General features: G+C 69.9%; 22 protein-coding genes. 13 read left to right on the top strand and 9 right to left on the bottom strand.

Annotated elements, in window-relative coordinates:
- Positions 1–33 precede the first annotated feature (33 nt).
- From SFB74_RS06205 to SFB74_RS06185, 5 genes are all read left to right on the top strand, one after another.
- The gene (locus SFB74_RS06205; protein WP_432729894.1) at positions 34–2280 is read left to right on the top strand and encodes a phosphocholine-specific phospholipase C; all 2247 of its coding nucleotides are present in this window, start codon (positions 34–36) and stop codon (positions 2278–2280) included.
- 46 nt (positions 2281–2326) lie between these two features.
- A complete protein-coding gene (locus tag SFB74_RS06200; RefSeq protein WP_432729893.1) occupies positions 2327–3229 on the top strand; it encodes a LysR substrate-binding domain-containing protein in 903 nt (300 codons plus the stop codon).
- 121 nt (positions 3230–3350) lie between these two features.
- Positions 3351–4766, top strand: a complete 1416-nt coding sequence (locus SFB74_RS06195) for a nucleobase:cation symporter-2 family protein (protein ID WP_432729892.1) — start codon at positions 3351–3353, stop codon at positions 4764–4766.
- A gap of 4 nt (positions 4767–4770) precedes the next feature.
- Positions 4771–6195 carry an 8-oxoguanine deaminase gene (locus SFB74_RS06190; RefSeq protein WP_432729891.1) on the top strand — a complete coding sequence of 475 codons (1425 nt, stop codon included), beginning with the start codon at positions 4771–4773 and terminating at the stop codon, positions 6193–6195.
- A gap of 186 nt (positions 6196–6381) precedes the next feature.
- Positions 6382–8391 carry a lipoxygenase family protein gene (locus SFB74_RS06185; RefSeq protein ID WP_432729889.1) on the top strand — a complete coding sequence of 670 codons (2010 nt, stop codon included), beginning with the start codon at positions 6382–6384 and terminating at the stop codon, positions 8389–8391.
- A 12-nt stretch (positions 8392–8403) separates the two neighbouring features.
- Here the strand turns inward: SFB74_RS06185 and SFB74_RS06180 are convergent, their stop codons facing one another.
- Genes SFB74_RS06180 through SFB74_RS06170 form a run of 3 tightly spaced genes read right to left on the bottom strand, consistent with a single transcriptional unit; the run spans position 8404 to position 10605 of the window.
- Positions 8404–9693, bottom strand: a complete 1290-nt coding sequence (locus SFB74_RS06180) for a c-type cytochrome (RefSeq protein ID WP_432729888.1) — start codon at positions 9691–9693, stop codon at positions 8404–8406.
- Positions 9694–9709: 16 nt separating this feature from the next.
- Positions 9710–10420 carry a c-type cytochrome gene (locus SFB74_RS06175; RefSeq protein ID WP_432729887.1) on the bottom strand — a complete coding sequence of 237 codons (711 nt, stop codon included), beginning with the start codon at positions 10418–10420 and terminating at the stop codon, positions 9710–9712.
- On the bottom strand, positions 10417–10605 hold the full coding sequence (locus SFB74_RS06170; RefSeq protein ID WP_093196674.1) for a DUF2970 domain-containing protein: 189 nt from the start codon (positions 10603–10605) through the stop codon (positions 10417–10419). The genes SFB74_RS06175 and SFB74_RS06170 overlap by 4 nt, the downstream gene beginning before the upstream one ends.
- A gap of 97 nt (positions 10606–10702) precedes the next feature.
- Between SFB74_RS06170 and SFB74_RS06165 the strand changes: the two genes are divergently transcribed.
- On the top strand, positions 10703–12121 hold the full coding sequence (locus SFB74_RS06165) for a PLP-dependent aminotransferase family protein (RefSeq protein ID WP_432729885.1): 1419 nt from the start codon (positions 10703–10705) through the stop codon (positions 12119–12121).
- On the opposite strand, the gene SFB74_RS06160 is transcribed toward SFB74_RS06165, so the two are convergent.
- Positions 12069–13292: an MFS transporter gene (locus SFB74_RS06160; protein WP_432729884.1), complete on the bottom strand. Its 1224-nt coding sequence runs from the start codon at positions 13290–13292 to the stop codon at positions 12069–12071. The two genes, SFB74_RS06165 and SFB74_RS06160, sit on opposite strands and share 53 nt — an antisense overlap.
- 103 nt (positions 13293–13395) lie before the next feature.
- Positions 13396–14220 (bottom strand): GntR family transcriptional regulator, encoded by an 825-nt coding sequence (locus SFB74_RS06155; RefSeq protein ID WP_432729883.1) that lies wholly within the window; start codon positions 14218–14220, stop codon positions 13396–13398.
- 133 nt (positions 14221–14353) lie between these two features.
- Here SFB74_RS06155 and SFB74_RS06150 point away from each other — a divergent pair, with 133 nt between their 5' ends.
- The 7 genes from SFB74_RS06150 to SFB74_RS06120 are packed head-to-tail and all read left to right on the top strand — an operon-like array spanning position 14354 to position 21409.
- Positions 14354–15226 (top strand): isocitrate lyase/PEP mutase family protein, encoded by an 873-nt coding sequence (locus SFB74_RS06150; RefSeq protein WP_432729882.1) that lies wholly within the window; start codon positions 14354–14356, stop codon positions 15224–15226.
- Between the two features lies 1 nt (position 15227).
- A complete protein-coding gene (gene leuC, locus SFB74_RS06145) occupies positions 15228–16628 on the top strand; it encodes a 3-isopropylmalate dehydratase large subunit (RefSeq protein WP_432729881.1) in 1401 nt (466 codons plus the stop codon).
- Between the two features lie 2 nt (positions 16629–16630).
- On the top strand, positions 16631–17257 hold the full coding sequence (gene leuD / locus SFB74_RS06140) for a 3-isopropylmalate dehydratase small subunit (RefSeq protein ID WP_432731885.1): 627 nt from the start codon (positions 16631–16633) through the stop codon (positions 17255–17257).
- A complete protein-coding gene (locus tag SFB74_RS06135) occupies positions 17254–17886 on the top strand; it encodes a YbhB/YbcL family Raf kinase inhibitor-like protein (protein ID WP_432729880.1) in 633 nt (210 codons plus the stop codon). Before leuD ends, SFB74_RS06135 begins: the two co-directional genes overlap by 4 nt.
- Before the next feature lie 47 nt (positions 17887–17933).
- Entirely contained in the window at positions 17934–18926 is a 993-nt protein-coding gene (locus tag SFB74_RS06130) for a Bug family tripartite tricarboxylate transporter substrate binding protein (protein ID WP_432729879.1), read from the top strand.
- 26 nt (positions 18927–18952) lie between these two features.
- On the top strand, positions 18953–20386 hold the full coding sequence (locus SFB74_RS06125) for an MmgE/PrpD family protein (protein WP_432729878.1): 1434 nt from the start codon (positions 18953–18955) through the stop codon (positions 20384–20386).
- A gap of 42 nt (positions 20387–20428) precedes the next feature.
- Complete coding sequence (locus SFB74_RS06120; RefSeq protein ID WP_432729877.1) at positions 20429–21409, top strand: tripartite tricarboxylate transporter substrate binding protein; 981 nt, start codon at positions 20429–20431, stop codon at positions 21407–21409.
- Between the two features lie 35 nt (positions 21410–21444).
- Here the strand turns inward: SFB74_RS06120 and SFB74_RS06115 are convergent, their stop codons facing one another.
- From SFB74_RS06115 to SFB74_RS06100, 4 genes are all read right to left on the bottom strand, one after another.
- Positions 21445–21570, bottom strand: coding sequence for a hypothetical protein (locus tag SFB74_RS06115; protein ID WP_432729876.1), 126 nt, complete (start codon positions 21568–21570; stop codon positions 21445–21447).
- A gap of 63 nt (positions 21571–21633) precedes the next feature.
- A complete protein-coding gene (phnX, locus tag SFB74_RS06110) occupies positions 21634–22467 on the bottom strand; it encodes a phosphonoacetaldehyde hydrolase (RefSeq protein ID WP_432729875.1) in 834 nt (277 codons plus the stop codon).
- Positions 22468–22532: 65 nt separating this feature from the next.
- A complete protein-coding gene (locus SFB74_RS06105) occupies positions 22533–23678 on the bottom strand; it encodes a TIGR03364 family FAD-dependent oxidoreductase (RefSeq protein ID WP_432729874.1) in 1146 nt (381 codons plus the stop codon).
- Positions 23675–25390: a putative 2-aminoethylphosphonate ABC transporter permease subunit gene (locus tag SFB74_RS06100; RefSeq protein ID WP_432729873.1), complete on the bottom strand. Its 1716-nt coding sequence runs from the start codon at positions 25388–25390 to the stop codon at positions 23675–23677. Before SFB74_RS06100 ends, SFB74_RS06105 begins: the two co-directional genes overlap by 4 nt.
- Positions 25391–25392: the final 2 nt, after the last annotated feature.

Here is a 25392-nt window from a genome sequence, read left to right as displayed (position 1 = left end):
GTGCCCGAAAAAACACGACAAGAAGCCTCCCCCATGAATTCACGCCGCAAGTTCCTCACGGGCACCGCCACCACCGGCGCCGCAGCCCTCGCACTCAGTGCGTTTCCGCCGAGCATCCGCCGCGCGCTCGCCATTCCGGCCAACAACAAGACCGGCACGATCCAGGACGTCGAGCACGTCGTGATCCTCATGCAGGAGAACCGCTCCTTCGACCACTACTTCGGCATGCTGCCGGGCGTGCGCGGCTTCGGCGACCGCTTCACCGTTCCGCTGCCGGGCGGGCGCAACGTGTGGCAGCAGGGCGATGCCGACGGCAAGATCGTGCTGCCCTACCACCTCGACCAGACCAAGGGCAACGCGCAGCGCGTGAGCGGCACGCCGCACTCCTGGGGCGACAGCCAGGACGCCTGGGACAACGGCCGCATCTCTCAATGGGCGCGCCACAAGACGAGCGCGGCCATGGGCTACTTCAAGGAAGCCGAGGTGCCGTTCCAGTTCTCGCTGGCCAACGCCTTCACGCTGTGCGACAGCTACCACTGCGCGATGCACACCGGCACCGATGCCAACCGCTCCTTCCACATCACCGGCACCAACGGCCCCACCGCGCAGGGCGTGGCCTTCGTCACCAACGAATGGGACTGGCTCGATGGGCGCGCGTCGGCCGTGAACACCGGCTACACGTGGAAGACCTACGCCGAGCGGCTGGAAGACGCCGGCGTGAGCTGGATCTGCTACCAGAACATGCCCGACGAATGGGGCGACAACATGCTCGGGGCCTTCCGCCAGTTCAGGCGCGCCAACCGGGCCTCGCCCTTCCCGGTCTCCAGCGGCGGCGAGCCCAACGTGCCCTATTCCGACAGCGGCCAGGCAGTGCCCTATCACGCCTACGACGCCGCCAGCGACAACCCGGGCAACCCGCTCTACAAGGGCATCGCCAACACCCTGCCGGGCAGCAAGCCCGAGGAGTACCTCGACGCCTTCAGGCGCGACATCAAGGCCGGCCGCCTGCCGCAGGTGAGCTGGATCAACGCGCCCTCCGTCTATTGCGAGCACCCCGGCCCCTCCAGCCCGGTGCAGGGCGCCTGGTTCCTGCAGGAAATCCTGGACGCGCTCACGGCCGTGCCCGAGGTCTGGAGCAAGACCGTGCTGCTCGTCAACTTCGACGAGAACGACGGCTACTTCGACCACGTGCCCTCGCCTTCCGCGCCTTCGGTCAACCCCGACAAATCGAAGGCCGGCAAGACGACGCTCGCCGATGCCGACATGGCGCACGAGTACTTCACGCAGCCGGCGCCCGAAGGCAGCACCTCGCAGCCCAAGCCCGACGGCCGCGTGTTCGGCCCCGGCCCGCGCGTGCCGCTGTACGTGATCTCGCCATGGAGCCGCGGTGGCTGGGTCAACTCGCAGGTGTTCGACCACACCTCGGTGCTGCGCTTTCTCGAAGCCCGTTTCGGCGTGAAGGAACCGAACATCTCGCCCTACCGCCGCGCGGTGTGCGGCGACCTCACGAGCGCCTTCAACTTCGCCACGCCCAACAGCGAGACCCTGCCCACGCTCACCGGCCGCCGAAACCGGACCGAGGCCGACAAGCTGCGCCTCGACCAGGAAGCGCTGACGCAGGTGCCGCTGCCGCCCGATCCGCAGTTGCCGCGCCAGCCCACCGGCACGCGGCCCTCGCGCGCGCTGCCCTACGAGCTGCACACCAGCGCCCTCGCCGATGCGGTCGGAGGAAAGCTCAAGCTGCTCTTCCTCAACACCGGCAAGGCCGCCGCCGTGTTCCACGTCTACGACAGGCTGCATCTCGACCGCCTGCCGCGCCGCTACATGCTCGAGGCCGGCAAGGCACTCGACGACAGTTGGGCCGCGATGGCCGACGACGCCGGTGCCTACGACCTGTGGGTGCTCGGCCCCAACGGCTTCCACCGCCATTTCAAGGGCAACCTCAACACCCTGCGCGCGGGCGGTGCGGCGCAACCCGAGGTGCGCGTGTGCTACGACATCACCAACGGCAACGTCTACCTGAACATGCGCAACGACGGCAAGGCCGCGTGCAGGTTCACGATCACCGCCAAGGCCTACCGCAACGACGGCCCCTGGATCGCGACCGTGAACGGCGGCGCCAACGCAGACCAGCCCTGGGATCTCGCAGCCAGCGGCCAGTGGTACGACTTCGCCGTCACCTGCGACGCCGACCCGGCCTACTACCGCCGCTTCGCAGGCCGCGTCGAAACCGGCAAGCACACGGTGAGCGACCCGGCCATGGGCTTGCCCGACCTCTGAACCCGCATGCATGATTCGCCCCGCGCCCCAGCGGCGCGGGGGAAACATGCACGCCAAGGTCATTCGCTATTTCGTCGAGGTGGTTCGCGCGGGATCGATCCGCAAGGCGGCCGAGCAGCTGCATGTGGTGCCCACGGCGGTCAACCGGCAGATCCTCAACCTCGAGGAAGAGCTGGGCGCCCCGCTTTTCGAGCGCATACACAACACGCTGAAGCTCACGCCCGTGGGCGAGATCGTGCTGGCCCACGCGCGCGGCACGCTGCACGAGTTCGACCTCGTGCGCCAGCGCATCGAGGCCGTGCGCGGGCTGCGCCAGGGCGAGGTCACGCTCGCCACCACGGCGGGCCTGGCCGACTCCTTCCTTCCGGCCGTGGTGCAGCGCTTTCGCGAGGCGCACCCCGGCATCCAGCTCAAGCTGCTGGGCCTGCCGATCGCGGCGGTGCTGCGCAGCGTGAGCGAGGGCGATGCCGACCTGGCGCTGGCCTACGACGTGCCCGGCACCGCCGGCTTTCGCACGCTGTTCGCCAGCGAGTGGCCGATCGGCGCGGTGGTGCCACCCGGCCACCCGCTGACTGCCCATGCGACGACGATGCTGGCCGAGTGCGTCGGCTATCCGCTGATCCTGCCGGCACCTTCGCTGTCGATCCGGCCGATCCTCGATGCGGCCTTCGGGCTCTCTGGGGTCAGCGCCTCGCCGGTCGTCGAAACCACTTCCACCGCGCTCATGCGCCGGCTCGTGCGCCAAGGCGGCGGCATCACGCTGCTCAACCGGCTCGACGTCGACGAGGAGCGGCAGGAAGGCTCGCTGGTCTTCGTTCCGTTGCGCGACGCCGCGCTGCGCGCCCAGACGCTCACACTCGAGACCCGCGCCGCGCAGCCTCCGAGCCCCGCAGCCGAGCTGTTCGCGAACCACGTGGTGGCCAGCCTCGACGAGCTGCTGGCGCCCTGATCGCGCCGCCCGAGTCCGTCCACTTTTTGTGCACAGGGCGGGTCATTTATTGACTTTGCGCGTGCGAATGCATCGCTCCTAGACTGCCGCGCCGGTTCATCGGCAGGAAAGAAAGGTCCACATGCTTTCGAACGATAAAAAGACCCCCGCAGGAGACGGCGAAGGGGTCGACCAGAAGCTTCCCCTCGGCGGCTGCGGCGCACTGAGCCTTCAACACGTGCTCGTGATGTACGCGGGCACGGTGGCGGTGCCGCTCATCGTGGGCGGCGCGCTCGGCCTATCCAAGGCCGACATCGCCTTCCTCATCAACGCCGACCTGTTCGCAGCCGGCATCGCCACGCTGGTGCAGGCCATCGGCTTCTGGCGCTTCGGCATTCGCATGCCGGTGATGATGGGCGTGACCTTCGCGGCGGTCGGCCCGATGATCGCCATCGGCATCGATCCCTCGCTGGGCCTGCCCGCGATCTACGGCGCCACCATCGTGGCGGGCGTGTTCGGCATGCTGGTCGCGCCATTGATGGGGCGGGTGCTGGGCGTGTTTCCTCCGCTGGTGACGGGCACGGTCATCACGCTGATCGGCGTGTCGCTCATGGGCGTGGCCATCAACTGGGCCGCGGGTGGGCAGCCCACCGCGACCCGCATGGTCGACGGCGTGGCGCATGCGGTGGCCAATCCCGCCTACGGCGAGCCGGTGAACCTGGCGATCGCGGCGGCGGTGCTGCTGGTGATCATCGCGATCACGCGCTTCGGCAAAGGCCTGGTTGCCAACATCGCGGTGCTGCTGGGCATCGTCTTCGGCGTCGGCCTGTCGCTGGCGCTCGGTCGCATGCACTTCGACGGGCTGGCCGAGGCAAGCTGGGTCGCGGTGACCACGCCCTTCCACTTCGGCATGCCGCGCTTCGAGCTCACGGCCATCGCCTCGATGTGCATCGTGATGCTGATCACGCTGGTCGAATCCACCGGCATGTTCCTCGCGCTCGGCGAGATCACCGGCCGCAAGGTGGGAACCGACGCGCTCACACGAGGCCTGCGCGCCGACGGCCTGGGCACGGTGATCGGTGGCGTGTTCAACACCTTCCCGTACACCTCGTTCTCGCAGAACGTGGGACTCGTGACAGTCACCGGCGTGCGCTCGCGCTACGTGGCGGCCGGCGGCGGCGTGCTGCTCATCGCGCTCGCGCTCTTCCCGAAGATCGCGCACATCGTGGCCTCGGTGCCGCAGTTCGTGCTCGGCGGCGCGGGCATCGTGATGTTCGGCATGGTGGCGGCCACGGGCGTACGCATCCTCGGCGAGATCGATCACTCACAGAACCGCCATGCGCTGTACGTGATCGCGATCTCCATCGGCCTGGGGCTGATCCCCACGCTGTCGCCGAACTTCTTCCAGCACTTTCCGGCCTGGACGCATCCGCTGACGCACAGCGGCATCGTGCTGGGCACCTGCGCAGCGGTGCTGCTCAATCTTTTCTACAACGGCGTGCTGTCGAGGGAGCGATCCTTCACACTGGCGGCGCGCACCTCGCATGGGACCGAATGACATCATGAACACTTCCACCGCCACCACGCCCTCCCCGCTGCGCATCGTCCGGCACGCCGACGTGCTGGTCACCATGGACGCCGCGCGACGCGAGATCCGCGACGGCGCGGTGGTGATGCAAGGGCCCGCCATCGCCTGGGTCGGCGAGACCGCGCAGTTGCCAGCGATGTATCTCGACGCCCTGCGCGAAGGCCGCGCCGAAGCCATCGACATGCACGGACACGCCGTGATGCCCGGCCTGGTCAACACGCACCACCACATGTACCAGAGCCTCACGCGCGCGGTGCCCGAGGCGCAGGACGCCGAGCTCTTCGGCTGGCTCACCAACCTGTACCTGCTGTGGGCGCGTCTCACGCCCGAGATGATCCGCGTGTCCACGCAGACCGCGATGGCCGAGCTGATGCTCTCGGGCTGCACCACCACCAGCGACCATCTCTACCTGTTTCCCAACGGCTCGCGGCTCGACGACTCGATCGAGGCGGCCGACGCGATGGGCATGCGCTTCCACGCGGCGCGCGGCAGCATGAGCGTGGGCCGCAGCGCCGGCGGCCTGCCGCCCGACGAGGTGGTGGAGACCGAGGAAGCGATCCTGCGCGACAGCGAACGGCTCATCGACCGCTGGCACGACGCCTCGCGCCATTCGATGCGCCGCATCGTGCTCGCGCCCTGCTCGCCCTTCTCCGTGTCGCGCGACCTGATGCGCCTGTCGGCCGAACTCGCGCGCGAGCGCGGCGTGTCGCTGCACACGCACCTGGCCGAGAACGACAACGACGTGGCCTATTCGCGCGAGAAGTTCGGCATGACGCCGGCCGAATACGCCGAAGACCTGGGCTGGGTCGGCCGCGACGTTTGGCATGCGCACTGCGTGAAGCTGGACGAGGCCGGCATCGCGCTCTTCGGCCGCACCGGCACCGGCGTGGCGCATTGCCCCTGCTCCAACATGAGGCTGGCCTCGGGCATCGCGCCCATCGGCGCAATGCGCCGCGCGGGCGTGCCCGTGGGGCTGGGGGTGGACGGCAGCGCGTCAAACGACGGCGCTCACATGCTGGGCGAAGCGCGGCAGGCGATGCTGCTGCAGCGCGTGGGCTACGGCCCGGCCGCGATGACGGCGCGCGAGGCGCTCGAAATCGCCACGCTGGGCGGCGCGAAGGTATTGGGCCGCGACGACATCGGCTCTATCGCCCCCGGCATGTCGGCCGACATCGTGGCCTTCGACATGCGCGGCGTCGCCCACGCGGGCGCTGGGCACGACCCGGTGGCGGCGCTGGTGTTCTGCATGCCGGCCTCGGTGTCGCTGAGCGTGATCGGCGGAGTGGTCCGCGTCCGCGATGGAGAATTCACCGGGCTCGAGTTGTCGCCGCTGCTGGCAAGGCACCGCGACCTGGCTCGCACGCTGTACGAAGCCGCGCGGCACCCGCACACTGCCTGACCCCGGCCTGACTTGCCTCCCAGCTTTCGGCGGTTCCGGCTGTGCACCTTCGAGGTAGGCAGCAACCCTGATTGCCAACGCCGGAGCCCCTCCGCAGAATCCGGCCACAAATAGAACGAGCGTTCGATTTTGTGGCCGACCACCCCGTCGGCCTTCCCAAGATTCACAACGACAGGGAACTCCCCGATGAAGCGCAGAGACATCCTCAAATGGTCCGCCTCGGCGGGCGGCCTGAGCCTGCTGGCCGGCAAGACATCCACCGCCTCGGCCGCACTACCGGTGCTCAAGCCCACGCTGCCGCAGAAGATCGACCCGATCAGCGCCACGCTGCGGCGGCTCGAGCTGGTGGGACGGCAGGCGACCTATCTCTGGACCGAATCGCACATCAACCTGGCCGGCGTGCCGATGGGCGCGGTGGTGCCCGCGACCGAACTGCCCGCGCTGGAGCACCAGCTCAAGACGATCGCGAAGGCGCTGGAGGCCGTCACCAATTTCGCGGCCTCGTTCGCCACCAGCGCGCTGGCTTCGGGCAGCCTGCAGTCGCTCGACAACCTGCGCACGCGGCTCGCGAGCCTGCAGGCCAGCTTCGACCAGCTGCTGGCCGCCAACGGCGGGCTGGCGACGCTGCCGGCCGCGGTGCTGGCGCTGCTGAGCACGCTCACCGGCACGGCGGGCGACATCGCCACACAGCTCAAGCAGATCCACCACGACCTGCTGTCGCAGGGCCCGCTGGGCGCGCTGAACGGGCCGAAGACGGTGGCGCAGTACGACGCGCTGTTCGTCACCATCGAGAAGCCCGCCATCGCGCAACTGCTGCACGACAACGACCTGTTCGCCGCCATGCGCGTGTCGGGGCCCAACCCGATGCTGATACAGCGCGCTACCACGCTGCCGGCGAAGTTCCCGCTGGGCGACGCGCAATACCGGCAGGTGATGGGCGCGGGCGACAGCCTCGCCGACGCTGCCGCCTCGGGCCGGCTCTACATCCTCGACTACGAAGGCCTGGGCGACATGGCGCCCGCCGGCCCGCAGATCAAGCCGCTCACGGGCACGGGCTACATCCACGCGCCCATCGCGCTGTTCGCGCGGCCGAAGACCGGCCGCTCGCTGGTGCCGGTCGCCATCCAATGCGGGCAGGACCCGGCCGCGAACGCGATCTTCCTGCGCGTGGACGACACGGCCAACGCAGAGGCGTACTGGGCCTGGCAATCGGCCAAGACCGTGGTGCAGGTGGCCGACTTCAACTACCACGAGATGTTCGTGCACCTGGGTCGCACGCACCTGATGTCGGAAGCCTTCGCGATGGCCACGCAGCGCCAGCTCGCGACCGCGCACCCGCTGAACCGGCTGCTGTCGCCGCACCTGGAAGGCGCGATGTTCATCAACGAGGCCGCGACGCTGATCATCATGGCGCCGCTGACCACGGGCGACGTGATCCTCGCCGCGCCCATCGAGACGCTGCAGCAGCAGTGCGGCCGCGACCGGCTGGCCTACGACTTCTACGACCGCATGATGCTGCCCAACGACCTGCGCACGCGCGGCGTGGACGATGCGACCGCGCTGCCCGACTACCCGTACCGCGACGACGCGCTGCTGGTGTGGAACGCGATCGCGCAGTGGGTGGGCGACTACGTAGCCACCTACTACCTGAGCGACGCCGACGTGACCGGCGACTACGAGCTCAAGGCCTGGGCCACCGAGCTGGCCACCAGCGGCAAGGTGCACGGCTTCCGCGCGATCACCACGCGCGCGCAGCTGATCGACGTGCTCACCGCCATCATCTTCAACGCCAGCGCGCAGCACGCGGCCGTGAACTTCCCGCAGTACTCGGTGATGACCTATGCGCCCTTCAGCGCGGGCACCGAAGGCACGCCGGCGCCGACAACGAGCGTGGGGCAGAACGAGGCGAGCTGGTCTCAGATGCTGCCCTCGCGGCTGGCGGCGCAGGAGCAGATCCTGCTGTTCCACATCCTCGGCGGCGTGTACTACCGGCCGCTGGGCGAGTACAAGGACAACGTCTTCCCGCATCTGCCGGTGCTGCTGGACCCTGCCATCGCGGGGCAAGGCGGGCCGCTGGAGCGCTTCCGCAATGCGCTCGCGGGCATCGAGGCCACCATCGGCCAGCGCAACGCCACGCGCACGCGGCCTTACGAGCATCTGCTGCCGAGCCGGATTCCCTCCAGCACGAACATCTGATCGATCGGTCGATCAGCGTCGCATCGTGTCGAGCTGCGTGACCGGCGCGCTGTCGTTGCCCCAGGAGCCGCGCACGTAGGTGAGCACGGCCGCTACCTCGGCCGCGTCCAGCGTCTGGCCGAAGGGCGGCATGCCGTAGGGGCGCGGATTGCCCGAAGTCGAAGGCAGGAAGCCGCCGTGCGAGATCACCTGGATCAGGTTGGTGGGCCGCGCCATGTTCACGGCGCGGTTGCCCGCCAGCGGCGGATAGGCACCCGCCGCGCCCTGCCCCTGGTCGCCATGGCAGTAGGCGCAGCGCTGGTCGTAGATCTTCGCGCCGCGCGTCATGGTGCTGGCGTCGCGGCGGATCGGGGCCTTCGCTGTCGTGACCGTGTCGGCCGCGGGCTTTGGTGCGTCGGGCAGGTCCTTGAGGTAGCTCGCCATCGCCGTGAGATCGGCCTCGCTCAGGTACTGCGTGCTGCGGAACACCACGTCGGCCATCGGCCCCATGACCGATCCGCGCGGCGCAGTGCCGTTCTTGAGCAGCGCCACCACGTCGGCAGCAGGCCAGTCAGCCACGCCAGCTTCATGCGGATCGGTGAGCGAAGGCGCATACCAGTTCTCGACGGCGATGAGGCCACCCGACAGCCCCAGCTTCGTCTCGGTCGCGCCCAGCGAGTTGCGGCTGCCGTGGCAGGCGATGCAATGGCCCAGGCCGTTGACCAGGTAGGCGCCCCGGTTCCATTCGGCGGGCTTGCCGGCATTGGCGACGAATGGCTCGGGCTTGAACGAGAGCGCGCGCCACACGGCCAGCGCGGCCTGCGTGTCGTACGGAAAGCGCAGCCGGTGCTCCCGGTTGGGCGCCGCCGAGGGCGGCACGCTGCGCAGGTAGGCGTAGATCGCGTCGGAATCCTCGCGCGTCACCTGCGTGAAGCTGGTGTACGGGAACGCCGGGTACAGCAGGCGGCCGTCCTTGCTGCGGCCGTTGTGCATCGCGCGCCAGAAGTGCGCGCTGCTCCAGCCGCCGATGCCGGCCTTGTCGTCGGGCGTGAGGTTGCTCGAATAGACGGTGCCGAAGGGCGTGTCGATCGGCATGCCGCCCGCATAGGGCTCGCCGCCGCGCGTGGTGTGGCAGCCCGCGCAGTTGCCGGCCAGCGCGAGGTAGCGCCCGCGCTCGACGAGTTGCGGCGTGGACTGGAAGGCTTCGGCCTGCGCGGGCAGCGGGTCTTCGCCGCGCAGGTTCATCGCCACGATGCCGCCGACGGCAGCGGCGCCGAGCACGACGAGCGCGAGCAGCGTCCAGGCGAGGTGTCGCAGTTTCATGATGGGCGCGGCTCCGTCACTTCGGCATGCCGCCGCAGGTCATGGGCAGCGGTGCGGGCAGCGAGGCCGCGGGTTTGGTGTCGGCCGGCATCGGCTGCACGGCGAGCCAGCTCGCGACGGCGTTGATGTCGGCGGTGCTCATGCGCCGGCCGATGTCGGCCATGCAGTCGGGCGCCATCGCATGCCGCTCGTTGGTGAGCCAGGCGCCGAGCTGCGACGACACGTACAGCCGCGGCAGGCCCAGCAGCCCCGGAATGGCCAGCTGCACGCCCGTGAGCGCCGCGCCGTGGCACTGCACGCAGGCGGGAATGCCGCGCGCCGCATCGCCTTCGCGCACCAGTTGGCGGCCGCGCAGCAGCTGATCGGGCGTCGCGTCGCTCACGGGGGAAACGGGCGGATACGGCAGCTGCAGCCCGGCGAAGTAGTCGGCCATCTCGCGCAGGTAGGCGTCCGACAGGTGCTGGACCATGTACGCCATGTCGCTGTTGAAGCGGCGCCCGTCCCTGAAGCTCACGAGCTGGTTGAACAGGTAGCCGGCCGGCTTGCCCGCCAGCCGCGGAAAGTAGCCTGCATTGGTGGTCGCACCCTCGCGGCCATGGCAGGCGATGCAGGCGGCCACGCGCTGCTCGATGGTGTCGGGCACGGTGGCGGGCGTGGCCGCGTTCGCCATGCCCTGCATGGCAAGCAGCAGCCCGAGCGCGAGGAACCTGAGCGCGCGCTTCTTCATGTGCCGGCAACGTAGTGCGCCAGCGTGATCAGCCCGGCGATCAGCAGCAGCACCATCACGAGGGCCACGCCGATCAACGGCAGGATGCCGACCTGCGCCGTGCGCCTCTCGGCGTCGGCCCGGCGGCCACCCAGCCCGATGAAACTCCAGAGAACGGCGCGCAGCGCGCGCAAGAGATTGGACATGGGTCGAGTGTGGCCCAGGCCGGCCGGAAAAAACAGATGCAGATTCGCTCCAATTGACCGGTGCAGATAAAGTGCCTCCGAACGAACACCCCCAGCGATGAAGAGATACGAAGCCCTGGCCGCCGACATCGAGGCCTCGATCCGCAACGGCACCCTCAAGACCGGCGACCGCCTGCCTTCGGTGCGCCACACCGGCCAGAGCCGAGGGGTCAGCGCGTCGACGGTGTTCGAGGCCTACTACCTGCTCGAGGCGCGAGGCCTGGTGCGGGCGCGCGACCGCTCGGGCTACTACGTGACCGGCGGCGGCCTGCGCGACGCGCCGCCCGAAACCACCCTCACCTCGCGCCCCGCCGGCGGGCCGAAGTCGCTCGACGTGAGCGACCAGGTGTTCGACATCCTCGAAGCCAGCATGTCGCGCAAGGTCGTGCCCTTCGGCTCGGCCTTTCCGAGCCCGTTGCTGTTTCCGCTGGCGCGGCTCGGGCAGTTCATGGCCGCCAGCGCCAGGTCGCTCGACCCGTGGAGCACGGTGGACGATCTCACGCCCGGCAGCGCGGCGCTGCGCCGGCAGATTGCGCTGCGCTACCTGGCCGACGGCATGCAGGTAGCGGCCGACGAGATCGTCGTCACCAATGGCGCGCTGGAAGCCCTCAACCTCTGCCTCTCGGCGGTAACGCGACCGGGCGATACGGTGATCGTCGAATCGCCCACCTTCTACGCGGCGCTGCAGGCGCTGGAGCGCATGGGCCTGCGTGCCGTCGAGGTGCCGACGCATCCCGGCGAGGGCATCGACCTGGAAGCGCTGGAGCTCGCCATCGCGGCGCACAAGCCCGCCGCCTGCTGGCTCATGACCACCTTCCAGAACCCGCTGGGCAGCCTGATGCCCGACGCGAAGAAGAAGGCGCTGGTGGAACTGCTCGCGCGCCACGGGCTGCCGCTGATCGAGGACGACGTGTACGCCGAGCTCTACTTCGGCGAGCGGCGCCCCCCGCCGGCCAAGGCTTTCGACACGCAGGGGCTGGTGCTGCACTGTTCCTCTTTCTCGAAATGCCTGGCGCCGGGCTATCGCATCGGCTGGACCTCGGCCGGCCGCTTCGCGCGCAAGGTCGCGCGGCAGAAGCTGTCGAGCACGCTCAGCACCTCTGCGCCGGCGCAGCTGGCGCTCGCGAGCTACCTGGAGAAAGGCGGGCTCGACAGGCATCTGCGCAAGCTGCGCCAGACGCTGGCGGTGCAGCAGGCCAGCTTCGCGCAGGCCGTGGGGCACTACTTTCCGGCGGGCACGCGCGCGACACGGCCGCTGGGCGGGTACTTCCTGTGGGTCGAACTACCGGCCAGGGCGAACGCGCTGGAGATCCACCGCAAGGCGCTGGAACTCGGCATCAGCGTGGCGCCGGGCCCGATCTTCTCGGCCACGCGCGCCTTCGGCAACTGCCTCAGGCTGAACTACGGCCACCCGTGGGACGCGGTCAGCGAGCGGGCAATGCAAACACTCGGCCACCTGATCGCCGAAGCGTCCTGAACAACAGGAAGCTCGCGATGCTCACGTTCACCAGGTTCCAGCCGATGCCGTTGATGAAGGCCGCGTGGTAGCTGCCCGTGAGGTCGAAGACCTTGCCCGACATCCAGCCGCCCAGCGCCATGCCGAAGAGCGTGAACATCAGCACCGTGCCCACGCGTCCGCCCGCTTCCTTCGGCGGGAAGTGCTCGCGCACGATGATCGCGTACGACGGCACGATGCCGCCCTGGAACAGCCCGAAGAGCGCCGAGATCACGTAGAGCGGCACCAGCCCGTCGAAGGGCAAAAACAGCAGCAGCGCCACGCACTGCAGCACGCCGCCCAGGAGCAGCGTGCGCAGCCCGCCGATGCGGTCGCAGATGGCGCCCGACACCAGCCGGCTCACGATGCCGAAGCCCAGCATCAGCGACAGCATGATCGCGCCCTGCGCCGGGCCATAGCCCAGGTCGCCGCAGTAGGCCACGATATGCACCTGCGGCATCGCCATGGCCACGCAGCAGGCCACGCCCGCCACGCACAAGAGGCTCTGCGCCGCGCCCATGCTCAGGCCGAAGGGCCGGGTCATGTCGCGCACCGGCGCCGCCGCGCCCGTGGCGGTGCTCGCGGGGGCAACCTCGGCCAGCGCGGGCGGGCGCGCGCGGAAGAACAGCGCCAGCAGCGCCATCGTCACGCCGCAGAAGATGCCCATGCCGATGTAGGTCTGGCGCCAGCCCACCGTTTCCACGAAGTGCTGCGCGATGGGCGGCCACACCGCGCCCGCCAGGTAGTTGCCGCTGGCGCACACCGCCACCGCGATGCCGCGCCGCTTGACGAACCACAGCGATGTGTCGGCCACCAGCGGCGCGAAGGCCACCGAGCTGCCGAGCAGGCCGACCAGCAGGGCCTGCGCGACGGTGAAGCTGACGATGCCGCTGGAGAAACCCGTGGCGACATAACCCGCGCCCAGGAAGACCGCCCCCATCAGCAGCGGCTTCATCACGCCGATGCGGTCGGCCAGCTTGCCCATCAGCACGCCGCCGAAGCCGAAGCCCAGCATCAGCAGCGTGTAGGGCAGCGAGGCATCGGCGCGCGCGATGCCGAACTCTGCCTGCACCGCCGGCAGCATCACCGACACCACGTACATGCCGCTGCTGCCGACCGTCATGATCAGCAGCGTGAGGCCCAAGCGGACCATCGCGTAACGCGAATCGGGCTGGTGAATCGGTTGGCTGGGTTGGTTGGGGGGCGTTGTCTCCGCGTGGGTCATCGTTGTCTTCTTTTCCTTGTTCGAGGCGGCGTCAGCTTCGCCGCTTCGGTGGCGACGGCTGTGGATGCACGTCGTGCACCACCTGCCCCGCGGTGAGCGTGTTGATGGTGTCGCCCGCGATGTCCATCAGGATTCGGCTGCGCTCGGCCGTCAGCGACACGGTGAGATGCTGCACGGGCTGCGCGTCGAGGTCGTGCAGCAGGCGCACCATCTTCAAGAGCGGCGCGCCGGTCTCCACCTGCAGCAGCCGCGCGCGCGCAGGGTCGGCCACCTCGGCCGTGATCTCCTGCACCACGCGGCCGAACTTCACGCCCTGCGCCATCAGGATCTCGTAGAGCGCGTGCTTGCGCAGCGCGCTGGCAGACACGCGCTTGCCCAGCCGTGCCGGCACCCAGGCCTCGGTAAGCATGACCGGCACGCCGTCGATGCTGCGCAGGCGCAGCGCGTGCACCGCCTTCTCATCGGGCTCCAGCTGCAGCAACGCGGCCACGTCGGGCGGCGCCGTGGCCTGGTCGACCTCCAGCACCTCGACGTCGGTTTCGAGCGCCGCCTTGCGCAGCCCGTCGACCAGGCCGAGGCTGGGCCGCGCACGCACCTGCGGCAGGTCGGCGCGCACGAAGGTGCCCAGGCCGTGGCGGCGCTCGACGAGGCCCAGCGAGGCCAGGTCGGCCAGCGCGCGACGCACCGTGATGCGCGACACGCCGAAGCGCTCGCACAGCGCTTCTTCCTTCGGCAAGGCGCCGGACGAATAGACGCCGCGCGTGATCTCGTCGCGCAGGACGACGAACAGCTGACGGTGCAGCGAGGTGCCGGGGCCGCGTTCGAGCGAGGGAGCGGATGCGGGAGGACGTGCCATGACGGAAGGGAAAACGAAGGTCGAGCATAGCAAGACGCCCGGAAGCCGGCTTCGGCGGCGGCTTGCGGAATCCGTCCAGTTGTACTTAGAATATAAACACATAAACTCAAACGCCGATCCGCAAGGCCCCGCCATGACTTCCTCTTCCACGCTCCGCCGCCTGCTCGCCGCGCCCGGCATGGCGATCGCCCCCGGCGCCTACGACGCCATCGGCGCGCGCCTGATCGAACAGGCCGGCTTCGGCGCCGTCTACATGACGGGCGCCGGCACCTCGGCCGCGCGCGGCTTTCCGGACTTCGGCCTGCTCACAATGAGCGAGATGGTCGACAACGCCGCGGTGATTGCGCGCTCGGTCGCCATTCCGCTCATCGCCGATGCCGACACCGGCTACGGCAACGAGCTGAACGTGACGCGCACCGTGCGCGAGTACGAGGCGCGCGGCGTGGCCGCCATCCACATCGAGGACCAGGTCTCGCCCAAGCGCTGCGGCCATCTGGACGGCAAGGAAGTGGTGTCGCGCGAGGAGTTCGTCTCCAAGATCCGCGCCGCGGTGGAAGCGCGCCGCACGAAGGATTTCATCGTCATCGCGCGCACCGACGCGCGCGCCATGCTGGGCCTGGACGAGGCCGTGGAGCGCGCCAATGCCGCGCTGCAGGCCGGCGCCGACATGGCCTTCGTCGAAGCCACGCAGACGCCCGAGGAAGCCGCCGCCGTGCCGAAGCGCGTGCAGGGCCCCTGCCTCCTGAACGTGGTGCCAGGCGGGCGCACGCCGGTGTTCGACCTGCGCGAGGCCGAGGCCATGGGCTACAAGCTCGCGATCCTGCCGGGGCTGATGCTCAAGGCCGCCATCGAGGCGGGCGACGCTGCGCTGGCCGAGCTCAAGGCGACCTTCAAGGCACCGACGGTGAACGCGACGGTGGCCCAGACCTTCCGCAGATTCGGTGCCGACGAATGGGACGCCCTGCGCACGCGGTTCAACGCGGGTGCGACCATGGAAAGCCGCTGACATGTCGCGCACCCTCTTCGACAAGCTGTGGGACGCGCACGTCGTGCGCGAGCTCGGCGACGGCTGGGCCCTGCTGCACATCGATCGCCACCTGCTGCACGACCTCTCGGGCCCGCCCGCACTGGCCGAGGTGGCTGCACGCGGCCTGCCGCTGCATGACCCAGCGCTGGTCTTCGCCACGCCCGACCACGCGGCCTCGAGCCAGCCCGGCCGCAAGCCCGGCACCTTCCCGCTCGGCGGCCGGCTGCACGGCGCGCTGGCCAAGCTCAGCGCCGACGCCGGCGTGCGCTTCTACGACCTCGGCCAGCCGGGCCAGGGCATCGTCCACGTGATGGGGCCCGAGCTGGGCATCGTGCTGCCGGGCCTCACCGTGATCTGCGGCGACAGCCACACCTGCACCAACGGCGGACTCGGCGCGCTGGCCTTCGGCGTGGGCTCCTCCGAGAGCACGCACGCGCTGGCCACGCAAACGCTGCGCCAGCAGAAGCCGAAGCGCATGCGCATCCGCTGCGACGGCGTGCTCGGCGCGGGCGTCACCGCGAAAGACCTGGCGCTGCACATCATCGGCAAGCTGGGCGCGGCGGCAGGCGTGGGCTACGCGATCGAGTTCGCGGGCGAGGCGGTTCGCGCGCTCGACGTCGAATCGCGCCTCACGCTGTGCAACCTCACGGTGGAACTGGGCGCGCGCTTCGGCCTGATCGCACCCGACGAGCGCACGGTCGAATGGGTGCGCGGCCGCAGCTTCGCGCCCACCGGCACGGCCTTCGAGGAGGCCGCCGCGTACTGGCTCTCGCTGGGCTCGGATACCGATGCCGTGTTCGACTGCGAAGAAGTCATCGACGCAGCCTCCATCGCTCCCACCATCACCTGGGGTACCAGCCCCGAGGACGCCATCGCCATCGACGGCATCGTGCCCGACCCGGCCACGGCATCCGACGACGCCTCGCGCGGCGCCATCGAAGCCGCGCTCGACTACATGGGCCTCGCGCCGCGCACGGCCATCGCCGGCACGCCCGTCGACTGGGTCTTCATCGGCTCCTGCGCCAACTCCCGCCTGCCCGACCTGCGCGCCGCCGCCAAAGTGGCACGCGGGCGCCGCGTGGCCGATGGCGTCACGGCTTGGGTCGTGCCCGGCTCCGAGAACGTCAAGCGCGCCGCCGAAGCCGAAGGCCTGCGCGAGGTGTTCGAGGCCGCCGGCTTCCAGTGGCGCGAACCCGGCTGCAGCATGTGCGTGGCCGCCAACGGCGAGCAGGTGCCGCCGCAGGCGCGCTGCGTGTCCACCTCCAACCGCAACTTCGTCGGACGCCAGGGCCCCGGCGCGCGCACGCACCTCGCGAGCCCCGCGATGGCCGCAGCCGCCGCGATCACCGGCCGCATCACCGACGTGAGGACGCTCGCATGACCATGACCCCGTTCACCGCCGTCACAGGCGCCGCCGTGCCGCTGATGCGCGCCAACGTCGATACCGACGTGATCATCCGCATCGAACGCCTCACCGCCTTCCAGCGCGACCAGCTCGGCCCCTACGCCTTCGAGGCGCTGCGCCTGCGGCCCGACGGAAGCGAAGACCCCTCCTGCGTGCTCAACCAGCCGGAGTTCCGGCGCGCGCCCGTGCTGCTGGCGGCCGAGAACTTCGGCTGCGGCTCCTCGCGCGAAGGCGCGGTGTGGGCGCTGATGGGGCTTGGCATCCGCTGCGTGATCGCGCCGAGCTTCGGCGACATCTTCTTCAACAACTGCTTCCAGAACGGCGTGCTGCCGGTGCGCTGGCCCGCCGCGCAGGTCGAGGCGCTGGCGGCGCAGTGCGCGGGCGGCGCCCAGGTCGCGGTCGACCTGCGGACGCGGACGATCAGCGCGCCGGACGGGCAGGTGTCTTCCTTCGACATCGACCCGCTGCGCCGCGAAGCACTGCTGCACGGCCTCGACGACATCGGCCTCACGCTGAAGGACGACGCGCTGATCCGCGAGTGGCAGCGGGCCGACCGCACGCGCCGCCCCTGGGCCTGGCCCGCCGCGCAGGGAGCCGCCGCTTGAGCACTGCCGCCTCGCCGCTGCGCCGGCATCCGTGGGTGCTTCGCTGGGCCGGGCTGCTCATGCGCGGCCGCCATGCCGGCGACGCGAGCCTGGCCTGCAGCGACGCCGTGCTCGCGCGGCTGCCCGCCACGGTCACCCTGCGCAGCACCGACTTCACGCATGGCGGGGCGATGCCGATGCGGCAAGCGGGCGAAGGCGTCGGCGACAACCGCTCGCCCGCGCTCGCATGGGCCGCCCTGCCACCGCAGGCCACGCACTGGCTGCTGCTGTGCGAAGACCCGGACGTGCCGCTGCCGCACGCGATCACGCACCTGCTCGCATGGGGCCCCGCCTCCGTCGACGCATTGGCCGAGGGCAGGCTGAACGCCGGGGCCGCGCCGCCGGGCGTGACGCTGGCGCCGAACGGCCTGGGCCGCGACGGATACGACGGCCCGCGCCCCCTGCCCGGCCATGGCCCGCACCGCTACGTGTTCCAGCTCTACGCGCTCGACACCGCACCGCCGCCCGATCTTTCACGCGATGGGAGCCTGCTGCCCTGGCTCCGTGCCCATGCACTGACGCGCGGTCGCCTCGACGGCGTCTACCAGCGCGACTGGCGCGGCCGGACGGTCACGCCCCCGCCGCCCTGAGCAAAGCGTCGCGCCACCAGTTCATTCATTCAAAAAACGGAGACAACATGTTCGACAACCATTTCAGGCCCATAAGGCCTCGAACGATCCGCGCCCTGCTGCCTGCGGCGGCCCTGTGCGCCCTGGCGCCATCGGCCTTCGCCCAGGCCGCCTGGCACCCCGAGCGCCCCGTGACGCTCATCGTGCCCTACTCGGCCGGCGGCGGCACCGACGCCACCGCGCGCGCGATCTCCAAGCAGCTCGGCGTGATCTGGAAGCAGCCCGTGGTGGTGGAGAACATGCCCGGCGCCGACGGGCTGATCGGCACGCGCCGCGTGATGGAAGCGAAGCCCGACGGCTACACGCTGCTGCTGCAGGTGCCGTCCATCGTCGTCACGAAGTACACGCCGGGCCTGAAGGGCATCGACCCGCTCGCGCGGCTGGAGCCGGTGACGGCGGTGTCGCAATCGCCCGCCGCCGTGGTCGCCAGCGCGAAGCTGCCGGTGAAGACCTTCGGCGAGTTCGTCCAGTACTGCAAGACCGCCGCGCAGCCCTGCTCGCTGGGCACGGGCGAGTCGCTGGCGCGCATCTCGGCGAAGCAGCTCGCGGCCGAGGCGGGGCTGCCGAACCTGATCGTCGTCAACTACCGCGGCACGGGCGCCATCGTGACCGACATGATCGCCAACAACGTGAACATGGCGTTCACCGGCATCACGGCTGCGCTGCCGCACTACAAGGCGGGCACGCTGAAGATCCTCGCCACGCAGGGGCAGAAGCGCGCCGCCGCGCTGCCCGAGGTGCCGACCACCGCCGAGGCCGGCTACCCGCAGTTCCAGTCGGTCACCTGGTTCGGCCTGTTCGCGCCCAAGGGCACGCCGCCGGCGGTGACGCAGGGCATCGTCACCGCGCTGCGCGAGGCGGTGAAGGACACCGACGTGCAGAAGACCATCGCGTCGGCCGGCGCCGAACCAGTGGTGAACGCACCGGCCGCCTTCGCGGCGCAGGTGCGCGAGGAGAGCGAGCGCATGGCGGCGCTCGTGAAGCTCTATCCGCTCGAGTAGCCCGGTTCATTTTTCAGGATTCCCTCATGCAAGCGAACAAGACAACCACCGTCGCCACCGATCCCACGGGCCCCACCGGCCGCCTCGCCCACTGGCTCGCGGGCTTCCGGCTCGACGACGCGCCCGCCTCCGCGCGCGAACGCGCCAAGGCGCTCACGCTCGACGGCATCGCATGCGCGATCGTCGGCGCGCAGCTTCCGTGGTCGCGCACCGCCGCGCAGATCGTGCGGAAGTTCGAGGGTCGCGGCGACCGCACCATCGTCGGCTGGGGCGAGCGCACCAGCGCGCCGGGCGCGGCGTTGCTCAACGGCACCTTCATCCAGGGCTTCGAGCTCGACGACTACCACCCGCTGGGGCCGCTGCACAGCGCGTCGATCGTGCTGCCCGCGCTGTGGGCCGCTTCGGAAGGCGACGCAAAGGTGAGCGGGCGGCAGTTCCTCGAAGCCGCACTCGCCGGCTACGAAGTCGGCCCGCGCGTGGGCATGGCGCTGCACGGCGCGCAGATGCTGTCGCGCGGCTGGCATTCGGGTTCGGTGTTCGGCACGCATGCGGCGGCTTCCGCGGTCGGCAAGCTGCTCGGACTCGACGCGGCGCGCATCGAAGACGCGCTGGGCCTTGCCGGCACGCAGTCGGCCGGGCTCATGGCGGCGCAGTACGAGGCGATGTGCAAGCGCATGCACCACGGCTTCTCGGCGCGCAACGGGCTCTACGCGGCAGTGCTCGCCGAAGGCGGCTACACCGGCATCAAGCGCGTGTTCGAGCGCGAGTACGGCGGCTTCCTGTCGACCTTCGGCGAGGGGCACGACCCCGACGCATCGAAGATCACGGAAGCACTGGGCGAGCGCTGGGAGGTGGAGCGCATCGTCATCAAGCCTTACGCGGCGATGGGCGGCATCCACTCGCCGCTCGACGCGCTGTTCGACGTCGATGCCCGGCGCAAGCTGGTGCCTGAGGAAATCGCACGCATCGAGGTCGAGGTGAGCCACGCGGTCTACCACCACGGCTGGTGGGTGCCCGAGCGGCCGCTGACGCCCATCGGCGCGCAGATGAACATCGGCTATGCGCTGGCCGTGGCGGTGCTCGACGGCGAGGCGATGGTGAAGCAGTTCGCGCCGACTTGCATCGATGCGGACGACGTGTGGGCGCTGATCCCGCGCATCGAGGTGCGGCACCAGCCCGAGTTCGACGCGGGCGGCCCGCTCAAGCGCGGCCGCGTGCGGCTGGCGGTGAGCTTCACCGACGGGCAGCGCATCGAGGTCGAGCGCAACTCGTCGCGCGCCATCGAATCGCCGCAAAGCAGCGACGAAGTCGCGGCCAAGTACCGCACGCTGACCGACGGCTTGATCGACGGCGCGCGGCAGAAGGCCATCGAGCAGATGGTGCGCTCCATCGAGGACCTGCCCGACGTGCGCGAGCTGCTTGCGTTGCTGGCGCCGCCGGTGGCGGCGGCCTTCGACTGACGCGCAGCCCCTTCGACAAAAGAAAGACGGAGACAAGACACCATGAAACACCCCGACCGCCGCGCGTTCTCGCTGGGCCTGCTCGCGCTGGCGGGCACCGCCGCCCTGCCCGCCCGCGCGCAGGACCCGTGGCCGGCCGCCAAGCCGATCCGGCTGGTGCTGCCCTTCTCGGCCGGCGGCCCCGGCGACACCAATGTGCGCGCCATGGCGCAGGCGCAAGGCAAGCGGCTGAACCAGACCATCATCGTGGACAACCGGCCCGGCGCGGGCGGCATCATCGGCAGCGAGTACGTGGCCAAGGCCGCACCCGACGGCTACACCTGGCTGTCGGCCGGCAACGGCGCCATCGCCAACGCGCTGCTGCGGCCGAAGATGCCCTATGCCGAGACCGACCTGGTGCCGGTGGTGGGCACCAGCACCGCGCCCTCGGTGCTGGTCACCAACGCGAGCGTACCGGCGAAGAACCTGAAGGAACTGCAGGCCTGGGCCCGTGCCAAGGGGCGCCTGAACTTCGGCACCGCGGGCAGCGGCAGCACGGGGCATTTCGTGGCGGAGATGGTGGAGTCGGCGCTGGGCGTACCCGTGACGCTGGTGCACTACAAGAGCGGCTCGCAGACGGTGAACGCCATCGTCGGTGGCGAGGTCGACCTGGCTTCCGAGGCGCCCATCGGCGTCGCGGGCTTCGTGCAGTCGGGCAGGCTGCATGCGCTGGCGCTCGCGGCGCGCGAGCGCACGGGGCCGATGAAGCAGGTGCCGACCACGGTGGAGCAAGGCTTTCCGACGATCCTCATGCAGCACTGGGGCGGCATCTTCGCGCCGAAAGGCACGCCGCCAGCCGTCCTCGACCGCATCGCCGAGGTCACGCTGCAGGCCTACAGGGAAGACGCCGACCTGATCGCGCAGACCGAGCGCGGCGGCGCGCAGCCGATGCTTTTGGCGCGGACCGATTTTGCGAAGTTTCTGGCGGAGGAGCGAACGCGCATGGCGCAGATCGTCACTGCGTCGCACATGACGCTGGAGTGATCCGACCTCGACCGTGCCCCGGATGATGCCGGGGCTCAGTTCTGCTGCGGTGCGACCGCAATCGCCTTGGGCACCGGCACGCCGGGCTTCGTCGGCTTGTCGTCGCACGCGGCCGTCAGCAGGCCGAGGCAGAAGAGAAGGACAAAGGCTGTGCTTCGCATGCGGGCCATGCTAGGCCCGCGTTGCGGCGCGTCAAGTCGGACGCTGCCGCTTTCTTCCGCCTGTCAGGCGGCGGTGGCGGCGGGCCGTTCGCCGGCCAGCAGTCGGCGCTCGATGTCTTCCAGCACCTGCGGCAGGTCGGCCACGCTGTCGATCACGTAGTGCGCACCAGCGGCTTCGAGGTCGGTGGTGGCGCGCGCGCGGCGCTCCTGCTGCTGCCCTTCGTCGAGCGCCTCCCATTCGGCCAGCGTGAGGCCGTTGGCATTGCCGCTCACCGCGAGGCCCACGGCCCAGGTGCCGGCGTTGAGGCCTTCCTGCAGGCCGACGCCCGTGTCGTCGACCTTCACCACGGTGTGCGGCGGCCACACGCCGAGGTCGGCGAAGCAGCGGTACATCATGAGCGGCGAAGGGCGCCCTTCGGCCAGGTCGCCGGCGCACACGAGGTTGTCGGGCGAGTAGCCGCCAGCCGCGGCGATGGGCACGACCACTTCCATGATCGGGCGGTTGTAGCCGGTGGTGGAGCCGATCTTCAGGCCGCGATCGCGCGCAGCCTTCACTGCCTCGAGCGCGCCGGGAATGAAGTCGGCGTGGTCGCGCACGCTGGCCGCGTTCATCGGCGTGAACACTTCGTACAGCCTGTCGACGTCGGCATCGTTGAAGGCGTGGCCGTGCTTCGCCTCCCATTGCGCGGCGATGCGCGGCAGCGTGCCCAGCGCCTTGATGTGGTCCCACTTGGCCATGCCCATCGGGCCGCGCGCCTCGGCGATGGTGATGTCGACGCCGAACTGCTCGAACAGCTTCACGAAGGCGCCCATGGGGGCGCAGGAGCCGAAGTCGAGGATGGTGCCGGCCCAGTCGAAGACGACGGCCTTGAGTTGCGAGTGGTTGTGGGCGTTCATGGCGGCGGGAATGTGAGTCTCTGGAAGAAGGATAGCGGTGCCGGTGGCGGCCTTGTTGCCGGCTGTCACCAAGCGTTGAACACGTCGTGCGCGATGCCGAAGCCGGTGCTCGCGCCGCTGCCGCTGGTGACCAGCACCAGCCGCGTCGCGTCGTCGGGCGCGTCGATCAGGCAGGGCGTGGTCTTCGAAGAGGGATACACGCCGGTCCAGCGCTCGGTGATCTGCGCGGATTCGAGGTTCAGTGTGCTGCGCAGGTGGCGCAGGATGAGCTGGTCGACCTCCTCCATCGCGAAGGGCTCGGGCGCGTCGGCGTAGTGGTGCGAGTCGCCGACCACCAGCGAGCCGTCTGCGCTCTGCACCACGATCAGGTGGATGCCGTGCCCGAGCGACGCGGCTTCTTCCTGCTCCAGGCGCGCGCGCAGGGCGGCGGCTTCGGGCAGCGTGCTGTAGCCCTCGTAGCGCACGAGGCTCAGGTCCATCATCACCGAGCCCGGCAGGCGAAACCCTGCCTCGGGCTTCACGCGCAGCATCTGCAGGCGGCACAGCGTGAGGTCGTGCGCGGCGATGCGGTCGGAGAAAAGTCCGTGCAGGTCGGTGTTGGTGCAGACCACCACGCGCTCCGCATGCAGCGTGCCGCGCGAGGTGCGCACGCGCGGCGTTTCCACCTCGTGCACGGTCTCGCCGAAGCGGAAGGTCACGCCGTGCGCCTCCGCCAGCCATTTCGTGAGCAGGCCGATGGCGGTGCGCGATTCGACGCGCAGCTCGTGCGGACTGAAGAGCACCGAGCGCGCGTCGGCGAGGCTCAGCGCCGGAGCCTTGGCCTGCGCATCGGCGGCGTCGAGCAGCTCGCAGCCCTTTCCCATCGGCGTGCGCATGAAGGCTTCGAGCACGTCGTGCGCTTCCGGGCGATAGGCCGCGAGCCACAGGTTGCGGTGCACGACCTCGATGCCGGCCTGCGGCGCGACCTCGTTCCACACGCCGCGGGCATGCATGGCGCGGCGCCACATGTCGCCGGGCGCCTGCCCGGTGATGGTGATGAAGCCGAAGTTGCGGATCGACGCGCCGATGGCGGCCGCGTCGCGCTCGATCACGCAGACCTTGAGGCCGCGCTGCACGGCGGTGTAGGCATGGGCCAGGCCGACGATGCCGGCGCCGACCACGATGAGGTCGAAACTGTCGGGGTTGCTTGCTTGCGGGGTTGCGCTTGTCAACGATGTCTCCAGGTCTGGGTGCGCTTGAGTGCCCACTGCCCCGCCAGCGCGAACAGGCCCCGGCCGATGGCGGCCGTGAGCATGATCAGCGAGGCCATGGCGGCGGCAGGTGCCACGTCGCCGGCGTCGTCCATGTTGAGCACGGCGATGGCGGCGAGGGTGGTCTGCGGTGAATAGAGGAACACGACGGCCGACACGGTGGTCATCGCGTTCACGAAGAAATAGCCGCCCACGTTGAGCACGGTGGGCAGCGCCACCGGCAGGTGCACGCGCCACAGCGTGTGCCAGAACGGCACGCCCATCGATTCCGACACCAGCTCGTACTCGCGGTCGAGCTGGCGCAGCGCGGTGAGCGAGGTGAGGTGCGCCACCGAGAAGAAATGCGCCACCGTGCAGACCACGAGGATGGTCATGCTGCCGTAGATGGCGCGCAGCGGGTTCGACGGCGAGATGAAGAAGAAGATGTAGCCCACGCCCAGCACCAGCCCCGGCACCGCCAGCGGCAGGTTGGCCAGCAGGTTCAGCAGCTCGCGCAGCAGCCCGAAGTGACGCGGCTTCTCGACGAAGTAGGCCGACACGAAGGTGACGAGCGCGCCCGCCACCGCGGCGCAGACAGCCATGCGCAGCGAATTGAAGTAGCTGCCCCAGCCGCCGCCGTCCATGTTGCTGAAGTCGTAGTTCCTGAACGACGGCGTGAGCTTGTAGGGCCAGTAGGTGGCCAGCGACGCGAACACCGCCATGCCGATCATCACGAGGATGGCAATTGCCGTGAGCACGCAGAACACCAGCAGCGCGCGGTCGCGCTTCCTCACGGGCTCGGGCTGATAGGGCGTGGCGCGCGCCGACAGCGCCGCGGCCTGCTTGCCGCGCACATGCCGCTCGACGAGGAAGGACAGCACGGCGGGAATCAGCAGCACGAGGCCCACCACCGCGCCCATCTGGAAGTTCTGCTGCCCGACCACCTGCTTGTAGATGTCGGTCGCGAGCACGCCGGTCTGGCCGCCCACCACCTTCGGCACGCCGAAGTCGGTGACGACCAGCACGAACACCACCATCGCGGCCACGATCAGGCCGTAGCGGGTGGAAGGCAGCGTCACCGTGCGGAAGATGCGCCAGCGCGAGGCGCCCAGCGTCTGCGCGGCTTCGTACAGCCGGCCGTCGGAGGTGGCCATGGCTGTGGTGAGGATCAGCAGCGCGTGCGGCAGCGTCCAGAACACCGAGCCGAGCACGATGCCCAGCGGCCCGTAGATCGACACGTCCCCCAGCAGCCCCTTGAACAGGCCCTGGTTGCCGAACAGGTAGACGAGGCTGATCGCCGGCAGCAGCGAAGGCGCGAGCAGCGGCATCAGCGCCACCGCGCGCAGCACGCCCTTGGCCGGCATGCACGACAGCGTAAGCCCGTAGGCATAAACGTAGGCGATGCCTGTGCAGATCACGGCGCTGATCGCCGCGAGCCCCACGCTGTTGAATGCCGACTGCACCAGCGCGGGGTTCTCGAGGTAGCGCGCGAAGTTGGCGAGGCCGACGAAGGCGCCCTCGCGATCGAAGAAGCTCTTGCCGACCAGCGCGCCGACCGGCAGCGCGACGATCACCACGAGCAGCAGCACGACCAGCAGCACGGCTGCGCCGGTCAGCCAGCGCTCGCGGTCGAACGCGCTGCGGCGCATCGCCACCACCGGCGCGACGGCGATGGCGTCGGGAGAACTGCTCATGC

Origin of the sequence: Variovorax xiamenensis (assembly GCF_050916385.1) — a bacterium.
GTDB lineage: Bacteria > Pseudomonadota > Gammaproteobacteria > Burkholderiales > Burkholderiaceae_C > Variovorax.
This window is presented reverse-complemented; position numbering and strand designations above follow the sequence as displayed.